6 protein-coding genes and 1 pseudogene are annotated in these 10,216 nt (G+C 63.6%); 2 read left to right on the forward strand and 5 right to left on the reverse strand.

The annotated features are described in order from the left end of the window. Positions 1 to 152 precede the first annotated feature (152 nt). Positions 153 to 920 carry an HAD family hydrolase gene (locus tag ACK4OE_RS23695; RefSeq protein WP_409888713.1) on the reverse strand — a complete coding sequence of 256 codons (768 nt, stop codon included), beginning with the start codon at positions 918 to 920 and terminating at the stop codon, positions 153 to 155. A gap of 59 nt (positions 921 to 979) precedes the next feature. Here ACK4OE_RS23695 and hemH point away from each other — a divergent pair, with 59 nt between their 5' ends. Both hemH and ACK4OE_RS23705 read left to right on the forward strand, forming a co-directional pair. After that, positions 980 to 2,107, forward strand: a complete 1,128-nt coding sequence (hemH, locus tag ACK4OE_RS23700) for a ferrochelatase (RefSeq protein ID WP_409888715.1) — start codon at positions 980 to 982, stop codon at positions 2,105 to 2,107. A gap of 180 nt (positions 2,108 to 2,287) precedes the next feature. Further along, a complete protein-coding gene (locus ACK4OE_RS23705; protein WP_409888717.1) occupies positions 2,288 to 4,786 on the forward strand; it encodes a Lon protease family protein in 2,499 nt (832 codons plus the stop codon). A 40-nt stretch (positions 4,787 to 4,826) separates the two neighbouring features. Here the strand turns inward: ACK4OE_RS23705 and ACK4OE_RS23710 are convergent, their stop codons facing one another. The 4 genes and pseudogenes from ACK4OE_RS23710 to ACK4OE_RS23725 all read right to left on the reverse strand — a co-directional run. Further along, on the reverse strand, positions 4,827 to 7,676 hold the full coding sequence (locus tag ACK4OE_RS23710) for a hypothetical protein (protein WP_409888719.1): 2,850 nt from the start codon (positions 7,674 to 7,676) through the stop codon (positions 4,827 to 4,829). A 389-nt stretch (positions 7,677 to 8,065) separates the two neighbouring features. Beyond that, a complete protein-coding gene (locus ACK4OE_RS23715; protein WP_409888721.1) occupies positions 8,066 to 8,941 on the reverse strand; it encodes an alpha/beta fold hydrolase in 876 nt (291 codons plus the stop codon). A gap of 71 nt (positions 8,942 to 9,012) precedes the next feature. Further along, positions 9,013 to 9,813 carry an alpha/beta fold hydrolase gene (locus ACK4OE_RS23720; protein WP_409888723.1) on the reverse strand — a complete coding sequence of 267 codons (801 nt, stop codon included), beginning with the start codon at positions 9,811 to 9,813 and terminating at the stop codon, positions 9,013 to 9,015. Between the two features lie 174 nt (positions 9,814 to 9,987). Further along, a pseudogene (locus tag ACK4OE_RS23725) lies at positions 9,988 to 10,216 on the reverse strand (hypothetical protein); the annotation flags it as partial.

The following is a 10,216-nucleotide window of genomic DNA, read 5'->3' on the forward strand; positions in this document are numbered from 1 at the left end:
GGGGGGCAGAAAGTGGAGCTTGCGGGGCATGGCGGAAGGTCGCTGGGCGACGGGTGAGTGTGACGGCATCGGGCAGCGGTTTCAACCGCTGCGCCTTCAGGAATTGATCTGGGGCAAGAACGTGCTCGAGTGCATCAGCATCAGCATCAGCATCAGCCCAGCAACCGGCACAGCGCCGTCAGGCTGGGCACCGTGGCGTGGGGCGGCTGCTCATGCGGCCAGGGGTGGTTGGCGGTGTTGATCCACACGGCCTGCATGCCCGCGTTGAGCGCGCCGTGGGCATCCAGCGTGGCGTCGTCGCCCACATGCAGCACCTCGTGCGGCGCCACCTGAACGGCGGTGGCGGCGGCGTGAAAGATGCGCGGATCCGGCTTGGCCACGCCAAAGTCCGACGCGCTGATGCTGTGGCGAAAGTAGTGGCCGATGCCGATGCGGTGCACGTCAGCGTTGCCGTTGGACACCGCCACCACGGGGTAGCGCGCCGACAGAAAGGCCAGCGTGTCGTGGGCATCGTCAAACAGCTCCACGCGCTGGCGTTCGGCAAAGAAAAGGTCAAACGCGGGCTCGGCCAGCGCGGGCTCATCGCCCGCCTGGGTCAGGGCCAGGCGGATGGACTCGCGCCGCAGCGCGCTCAGGTCAGCCTTGAGGTCGGGGCGCAGGGTCACCATCTGGTTGCGGATGGCGCGCAGCGCCTCGGTGTTGGAAAACAGCGCCGCAGTGGCCGGGGCATGGTGCGTGAGCCAGTCCAGCAGCACCGCCTCGGCACGCGCAATGGTGGGCCAGATGGGCCACAGGGTGTCGTCCAGATCGATGGAGATGGCGCGAATGCGGGAGAGGTCCAGCTGGGAGGCGGCGTGGGGCTGGGCCTGGGCCCCGGCCCCGTCGGGCCCGGGCGAACCGGGGAATGGAGTGTCGGGCATGGTCTGGCGAGAATACTCCACGCCCGCCCGGGGCCCGGCCCATTTGCCACAATGGCGCCATGCGCTCCACCTTCTCTCCCGAACCGCCTTACACCCACGGCCAGGCCGACCGCACCGCCGTGCTGCTGTGCAACCTGGGCACGCCCGACGAACCCACCGCCCCGGCCGTGCGCCGCTACCTGGCGCAGTTTCTGGGTGACCACCGCGTGGTGGAAATCCCCAAACTGCTGTGGATGCCCATCCTGCACGGCATCATCCTGCGCACCCGTCCGGCCAAGTCGGCCGCCAAGTACGCCAGCATCTGGACGCCCGAGGGCTCACCCCTGGCGCACTGGACAGCCAAACAAGCCACGCTGCTGCGCGGCTGGCTGGGCGAGGCAGGCCACGCAGTGCTGGTGCGCCACGCCATGCGCTACGGCAACCCGTCCATCGCCAGCCAGCTCGATGCGCTCAAGGCCGAGGGCGCCACGCGCATCCTCATCCTGCCGCTGTACCCGCAGTACTCGGCCACCACCACGGCCAGCGTGTTTGACGCCGTGTACACCTGGGCCGCCGCCACCCGCAACGTGCCCGAGCTGCGGTTTGTGAACCACTACCACGACGCGCCTGGCTACATCGACGCCCTCGCCCGCACCATTGAAACGCACTGGAAACACCATGGCCAGCCCGACCAGCTGGTGATGAGCTTCCACGGTGTGCCCGAGCGCACGCTGCACCTGGGCGACCCCTACCACTGCGAGGCCCGCAAAACCGGCCGCCTGCTGGCCGAGCGCCTGGGCTTGCGCGAGGAGCGCTTTCGCATCACCTTCCAGTCGCGCTTTGGCAAGGCCAAGTGGCTGGAGCCCTACACCCAGCCCACCATCGAGGCGCTGGGCAAGGCGGGCACGCGGCGGGTGGACGTGGTGTGCCCCGGTTTCACCAGCGACTGCCTGGAGACGCTGGAAGAAATCAACATGGAAGTGCGCGAGGCGTTTTTGCATGCAGGCGGGCAGGAGTTTCACTACATACCCTGCCTGAACGACAACCACCACTGGATCACGGCCCTCAGCCGTGTGGCCCAGCAGCACCTGGCGGGCTGGCCCACCGAGGTGCCCACCGCCGCCGCGCTGGCCGATGCGCGCAGCCACGCGCTGGCGGGCGGTGCGCCTGCGGGAGCCTGCCCCGCCCACGCAGGCCGCGCCCCGTGATCGCAGCCCCGTCGGCTTGAAAACTATTATTTTGATAGCTGCCAGCGCTTGATGGATAAGCGCTGGCGGCCAATTTGACTCATATTTGCATCGGCACCCGCACACGGCGCACACTGTGGCGAATGCACGCAACCAGTGCCCCCACCGCACAGCGGCCCAGAAGAAACCGACCACCCAGCCATGCCCGCCCACGCCCTTGCCCCCCACCAACTGCGCCTGACCATCGACCCCGCCAGCCTGGGCTTTGCCACCACCGCCGAGCTGCAAGGCCAGCCCCTGCCGTGGATCGGCCAGGAGCGCGCCCAGGCCGCCGCGCAGTTTGGCCTGAACCTGCAGCAGCCCGACTACCACCTGTTTGTGCTGGGCGAAGTGGGCAGCGGCCGCGCATCGCTGCTGCGCCAGGCCATGCACGAGGCCGCCGCCCAGCGCCCCGTGCCGCCCGACCTGTGCTACCTGCACAACTTTGACCACCCCGAGCGCCCCCGCGCCCTGCGCCTGCCCGCAGGCCAGGGCCGGCAGCTGCGCCAGGGCATGGCTGACGTGGCGCGCAACCTGCAGGCGGACATCCCCAAGCGCCTGGCCAGCCCCGACTTCAAGGCCGAGGCCGGGCGCCTGCAGCAGCAGTGGCAGGCGCAGGAATCCGCCGCGTTTGCCCAGCTCGACGAATTTGCCAAGGCGCGCCAGTTCAACCTGACGCGCGAAGGCGGGCAGATGGTGTTCACCCTCACGGGCGCGCGCGGCCAGCCGCTGACCGAAGCCGAGGCCCGCGCCCTGCCGCCCGAGCGCCGCGCCGAGATCGACCTGGCCGAGCAAGCCCTGCGCGCCGAGATTGGCCGCTTTCTGGACACGATGCGCCCGCTGGAACGCGCCCGCGACGAGGCCCTGGCCGCCCTGCGCCGCCGCACCATCAAGCCGCTGGTGGAGCAAGGCCTGGACGGGCTGCGCCAGGGCCTGCGCAAGCAGATCAAGGACGGCGCCAAGCTTTCGCAATGGCTGGAACGCGTGGAGCGCGCGCTGCTGGAGCACATCGACCTGTTCGAGCCCCTGCACGACCAGGAGCCCGACAGCGACGCCGAAGCCGACCGCAAGGACGCGCTGGACGACCTGCTGGCCCGCTGCCAGGTGAACCTGGTGGTGGACAACGACGGCCGCACCGCCGCCCCCGTGGTGGTGGAAGACCACCCCACCGCGCGCACCCTGTTCGGCAGCATCGAGCACGGGCTGGATTCCGACACCGTGCAGGCCGACCACACCGGCATCCTGGCCGGCAGCCTGCTCAAGGCACACGGCGGCTTCATCCTGCTGCACCTGCAGGACGTGGCAGCCGAAGAAGGCCTGTGGCCGCGCCTGCGCCGCTTTCTGCGCTGCGGCCGCCTGCAGATTGAAGAAGGTGCGGGTGGCGGTGGTGGCGGCGCTACGGCCCACGGCCCCGGCGCCCCCGCCGCGCTGCTGCCCGAGCCTGTGGATGTGGAGGTCAAGATCGTGCTGATCGGATCGGTGGAGGAGTACTACGCCCTGCAAGAGGCCGACCCCGACGCCGCCCGCCGCTTTCGCGCCAAGGTGGACTTTGTGGAGCGCTTTGCCGCCACCCCCGCCACCCGCCAGGCCACCGCCATCTTCGTCGCGCAGACCTGCCACAAGCGCGGCCTGCCCCACTTTGGCCCCGCCGCGGTGGCCCTGCTGCTGGAGCAATCCCACCGCGAGGCCGACGACCAGGGCCGCCAAAGCGCCCTATTCGCCCACACCGAAGCATTGCTCATCGAAAGCGCCGCCCAGTGCCAGCAGCGCGGCGGCACCCTGGTGGACGCTGCCGACGTGCAAGCCGCCCTGCACGCCCGCCGCCTGCGCCACAACTACCCCGAAGAACAGCTGCACGAATCCATCACCGAAGGCGAGCGCCTGATCACCCTCACCGGCAGCGTGGCCGGGCAGATCAACGCCATGACGCAGATCGACCTGGGCGACTACCGCTTTGGCTTCCCCGTGCGCATCACCGCGCGCACCTTTGCCGGGCAAGAGGGCCTGCTCAACATCGAGCGCGAGGTCGATATGTCCGGCCCCATCCATGACAAGGGCGTGCTCATCCTGCACAGCTACCTGACGGCCCTGTTCAGCCACGTGGCGCCGCTGGGGCTGAATGCGTCCATCGTGTTCGAGCAGGAATACAGCGGCGTGGAAGGCGACTCCGCCTCGTGCGCCGAGCTGTACGCGCTGCTGTCCAGCCTGTCAGGCCTGCCCCTGCGCCAGGGCATCGCCGTGACGGGGGCATTGAACCAACACGGCGAGGTGCTGCCCGTGGGCGGCATCAACGAAAAAATCGAAGGCTGGTTCCAGGCCTGCCAGGCCGCGGGCCTGGACGGCACGCAAGGCGTGCTGATCCCCGCCCGCAACCAGCGCCACCTGATGCTGGACCGCAGCGTGCAGGATGCCGTGGAGCGTGGGCTGTTCCATGTCTACACCATGGGGCACGTGAGCGAGGGGATTGCGCTGCTGACGGGCGAGGCGTCGGGCATGAGCCCGGCGGAGCTGGTGCAGGCGCAGGCGGATGAGCTGGCCGGTGGGGCGGCCACGGTGGAGGACACGGTGATGCAGCGGGCGGAGGTGACGCTGCGGGCGTATCGGAGGGCTTGCCAGGTGGCTGGGGCTGCGCGGCGGGGGCGTGGGGCGCGGGGTCGGTAAGTTGAGCCGTGATCCGCGCGATTGAATGCTCGGGCTCTAGCTAAACGGTGTAACCGACCACGCTGGTCCAGCTTGGCTCGTCAAGCATTGCTTGATCAACCAAGCGAATGAAATCCTGATAGCAGCGACGGATTTCATCTACTGTCACTTCTGGGTTTTTCCGATGTACGAACGTCCAATTGATCAATTCATCCAACTTCGAGGTTGTGACTTTCCCGTTTTCTAGAATGAATGGTGAGTACATGTACTCGCGGTTCAAACAGAACGGGCTCCTTGAGAGCTCTCCCACCCAAGGAGTCCATTTGAAAGATGCAAGAGGAGCAAAAGCACTAGTTACTGGGAGGGCCAGCCGTAGACCTGGAATGATGCTCTCAAGAAACAGTCTTTTTAACGCATCAATATCCCACGCCTCGCGAGTTCTGCTCCAGCCGATAACTACGCCTTTCTGCGTAACGGCATCGATGTATCCCCGGTAACCCTGATGGATGATCCCTTTCACGAAGACTGAAAGCGATTCGTCGACTGACGAGATGTCACGACTTTTAACTCGCAGATATCGCGGACTGTAATCGCCAAAAACATGGTAGAGCTTTGCGTCGCCCTCCAGCAATTCGCCCATGGTCGGGAACGTGGTGTCGTCAGCGTTTTTTACATAGCGATAGCGCCGCGCATAGCTTGATGCGGCTGAGGGCTCCAACCAGCGCACCTGGAGGTATTCGTCAGTTGTCGGCTTATCTAGTGCAAGCAGTAACGTTGAAAGCAATGTTCTGTGGTCGTTGCGGGAAACTTGTCCTAGAACTCGCAAAGCTGCGGCAACGATAGCCGCTTGCACCCGCTCTAGGACTTTTGGGTTACGAAAGTACCGGCGGTTCACGGCCAGCAGGTCCTCAGCGTCTCCAAAGACGTCTACGTAGACTCGACAGGGCAACTCCAGCCCCTTGCGAGGAAAACCAACCTGCTGACCTTTGAAATACAACAGCGCTCCAGCGCGAGAATCTTCGTCCAGTTCGAATGCTACCGCGGCACTGTGTTCGTCGATGTAGTGCCATTGCAAAGACATAAGCTTCGAATCACCATGGACTTTCCCATTTATCAATACCGGCACAGGAAGATGTGAAAGTACACCCGAGAAATAGTCCACCTCTCTGGGCGTGATGGGATCGAAGTGTTCAAAGGGGGCGCGCCTGATTTGGAATGCGTCGATGAAATTCTTTTTCAAGTGCAACTGCACGCGCGTTCCGCTCTCGCTGTACGTATGTGTATTTGGCGCTTTCTGGATATATATAGAGCCACGCTCATCACCCACTGGATTAGTCATTCTCAATCGCAAGAGTTCTCTGCTCATGAAGCTCTGTGATTGAATAGAAAGCTCGTCTGTTACCAAAAACAAGCTTTGAAGGCCAATCCCGAACGCGCCTGATGGCCGCATCCACACCGGCATCCGTTCATAGACCGATCGTTTCCAAGTCTCCCTATAAGACGCCCCCACTCGCGTCATGGTCGCCAAATCTTCGCGACCAATCCCTATGCCTCTGTCGGTTATCAGCAATGTCACCGGGTGAGTCTGAGCAGTCTCAGCGTCGTCATTCTGCAGAACATCGATTTGTATCGGCAGACGACCAAGAAGAGTCTGAACCTTGGTTCCGTAGGGATTGTCATGCCGATAAATTGTCTCCTCAGGTGCAAGGCCAACTCGTTCGCCCTCGCCGTGCTTCAGCCACGCCAAGATTAGCGTTGCATCGACAGCATTCTGCACAAGCTCACGAAGCGCATCAGCCTCTGACTCATACACAGCAGCCCCTTGGAGAAGCTCAAATACACGGTCCCTCGAAAATTCGAAATTTGGCCGTGAGCGGTTATCAATCAACTCATATCCGGTGAGCTCCGTAACCACACGGCCGATCGTTGGTAACAAGCCGAGCCGCTCGTCCGGCACAATGTCAGCCCAATGCGCCATCTGCCAAGCGATTTCTGAGCGAAGGTATTCGAACCAGTTCTCTGACTCGACGTAGCCCTCGTAAGTGGTACATACGGAGTGAACTTCGATTCGCCTAGGATCTATGCGCAAGTGACGCACGCCGCTGTGTTTATCAATATGTGCATGTGTTTTGGCCGGCAGCTCACCAGCCACGCCCAACATAACCGGACAAAAGCGGTTATCGTCCAAGTCGAGAAGGTCACCCAGACGGAGCATGCAAGCTATGTATCGAGGGTGAATGGTGTCTCTCCCCAGCCCGGATGCTACGTGAGGCAATTCAAGCACGCTTGCTCGGTCTCGCCCATGCATGGCACATATCTGCCCGAGCAACGTGAAAAGACGCGCTGGAATTAGCTCGTTCCGCGGGGAGTCCAAGCCGATGGTATCTTTTGGCGAACGTGCGACCTCGCTCGCTCTCTCTGGGTGTTTGCCCCTGTAAAACTCGGCAAAAGTGAAACCTATTTGGCTTATTAGCAGCACAGGGTTTGAACTACTATTGAAAATATTCCCGCTTTGTAACGCAGCCAAAATCACTTCGGATCCGGCATCACTGTTGCGCGCTGATTGCCGCTGCACGAACGTCCGGAACTCATCGCTCGACCAGTCTTGCAGCTTTTGTTGCTGTGACACGACCATACCAACATCATGCAGGTAGGCAGCCTCTAACATCAGCCACACGTCGGTACCTGAAAGCTGCGCAATTCTTTCCCTACCCAAAACACGCTCAATGTTGGTCAATATCTGGACAGAATGCGACTCATCGTGTCTGCTGTAATGCGGAAACTGGACAGCGATGTTCTGTAAAGCTTTACCTATCAGCTGCTGATCAAAGCCCCACTGTGCGGCCAGAGGCTGCAAAGAAGGATCTTCCTTGCAGGTTTGGTTAAGGCGTTCAATTAGTTGGGTAGACATATTTGATGATGCGGTGGTGAGGCAAGTAGGCAACTGACGGAGTGCAGATTCCTGGTGCCCAACCTTAGTAGACCTGACTATCACGGGGTTTCTGACTGTACGGATTGCGCGAAGGCTTCCGCAATCCCGACTGTTATACGCATGATAGGTTGAACGCCCAGAAGCGTTGCACTGGCCCTCTTTAATCAGGCGCCACAGCTTGGTCTGATAGCAAGGTATCGCACCTACGGTTAGTCCAAAGGTAATTGATGCGTTTCTTGACTAGATCTAGTGCCGAGGCTCCATTACTTCGAATCTGGCGCGCAGTCGCGGTAAGCAAAGGCCCACTCATGAGCTTGAACAGGTATCCACCAGATCGCCGCGACGGCTTTAAGCATCGACTACGCAACCTACACACGCGCCTTCAACCACCCCACAACATCCCCCGTCACCTCATCCCGATTCGTCTCATTCAAGATTTCATGCCGCGCCGCTGGGTACAACTTGACCGTCACATCGGCCACACCGGCATCGCGATACCGCTGCCCCAGTTGCTCCAGTAACACCCCGCCTGCGGCCAGCGGGTCTGCGTCGCCGGATGCGATGAGGATGGGCAGGTCTTTGCGGATGCGCGCAAGTTGTGCGGGGTCGGCCAGCTTGGCGGCAGGCGCGAAGAGTGACGGAATCACGTCCTCCGGCATGTCCCAGCCGCACCACGGGTCGGCCACGTAGGCGTCCACCTCCGCAGCGTCGCGCGACAGCCATTCGTAGCCGGTGCGGTGCTCAAAGCCCGCATTGAAGGCCGCGAGCCCGGCGGGCGCGTCGGCCGGGGCGTTGGCCATGGCGGCGGCGAACAGGTCGAGGGCGGTGGAGCCCGACAGGATGAGGCCGGACCAGGTGGACGAGTGATCCAGGATGGCCGCCTGCGCTGCGAACGAGCCCATGGAGTGGCCGAAAAGGTATACGGGCAGTTGCGGCCCATGCTGCGCGCGCAGCAGCGCGCCGAACTGGGCCACATCGGCAATGAGGCCGCCGAAGCCTGCGCTGCCAAAGTCACCCAGCTTGCCACCTGCCGTGCGCCCATGGCCGCGATGGTCCACGGCGTGGACGATGAAGCCTGCGGCGTTGAGGGCCCGCGCAAAGCGGTCGTAGCGCTCGCCATGCTCGGCAAGGCCGTGGGAGATTTGCACGACGCCCACCGGTTGGCCCGGTGTTTCGGCCCAGGTGTAGGTGGTGACCCGGGTGCCGTCGGCGTGGGACTGGAAGGAGGAGGTGGCAGTGCTCATCGGGCCATTCTGGCACGCAGTTTGGCCGCCACGCCACGATGAAATTGCCACTGGCGTGGCCGCCACCGCTTTCAGCGTGGCGCGCGGGCCGCCTGCAGTGCTGCGCGAATCGCGCTGACCACGGCCTCGGGCTTCTCCAGCGGAATGCCGTGGCCGCTGTCTACCCACACCTGGGTGGAGCCGGGGTAGAGGTGGGCGAAGTCGGCGCGCTTTTGGCGCACATCTTCGGCCAGCGCCGATGAAGCCCCCGGGGTTTGCAGCGCGCTGAGCACGAACACGGGCACCGATGGGTCTACCGGCAGGCTGGCAACGCGTTGCCCGGTGGCGTCCAGCGCTGCCAGCTCTTGTTTGACCACGTCAGAGGTGCCCAGGCGGAAGGCCACCTTCAGCCAGGTGGGCCACAGGTCGGGGTTGCCAGCGCCGCGTATCTGCTCGGGGTGGGTGGAGTCCACCAGCACCAGCGCAGCCACCTCGGCGCGGTATTGGCGCGCATACAGCTGCATGTACAGGCCGCCCAGCGAGTGGCCGACCAGCACATAGGGCGGCGGCAGCTGGCGGGCCCGGAGCAAGGCCCGCAGCTCTTGCACCACCTGCGCCCCATCGCGCGGCTGGGGAGACGCGTCGCTGCGTCCGTAGCCCGCGCGGTGGTAGGCCAGCGCGCGGGTTTCTGCCACGGTGTCGGGCCAGACTTTGGACCACCAGTCCAGCCGGGCGCACAGCCCGTTCTCAAACACCACCACGGGGGTGCCCTGCCCTGCCTGCACGTATTCGACCGTGCGGCCGTCCACCGTGTCGGTGGTGGCGCCGGGCAAGCTGGCGCAACCGCTCAAGCAGGCCGCCAGCAGCAGGCTGGCCCAGTGCCCTCGGTTCATGGTCTCAAGTCCTTTGCATACAGGTTCATGGCCCGCAGGCCAAAGCAGCGCGGTGCCATTGAGAGCGGCTAACAAAACTCAGCGAAGCGGTTCTGGCTAGGCGCTGTGTCGCAGGCAGTACGAGCAGTACGACAAGACACAGCAACGACGCCAGAAGAGTTTTGTTGGCCGCTCTTAGCAGCGCCCTGCTGTGCGCAGCAGTGCATTGCATTCCTTGGCTGCACCGCGGCCCTGTGGCTGAGCAGCCGTGGCCGGAGCCTGTGCGCCGCCGTTGCCCGGCCTGCCCACCATGGCGGTGCAGATGGCATCGGAGTGCGGCGTTTGTCCAAAGCTCATGGCTTTCTGAAAGCCGGTGGCGCCATACAGATAGCACCGGTAGGTTGCGCCGTCGCGGGTGGTGGCG

This window comes from Acidovorax sp., from assembly GCF_046314175.1.
In the GTDB taxonomy this organism is placed as follows: domain Bacteria; phylum Pseudomonadota; class Gammaproteobacteria; order Burkholderiales; family Burkholderiaceae_C; genus Acidovorax.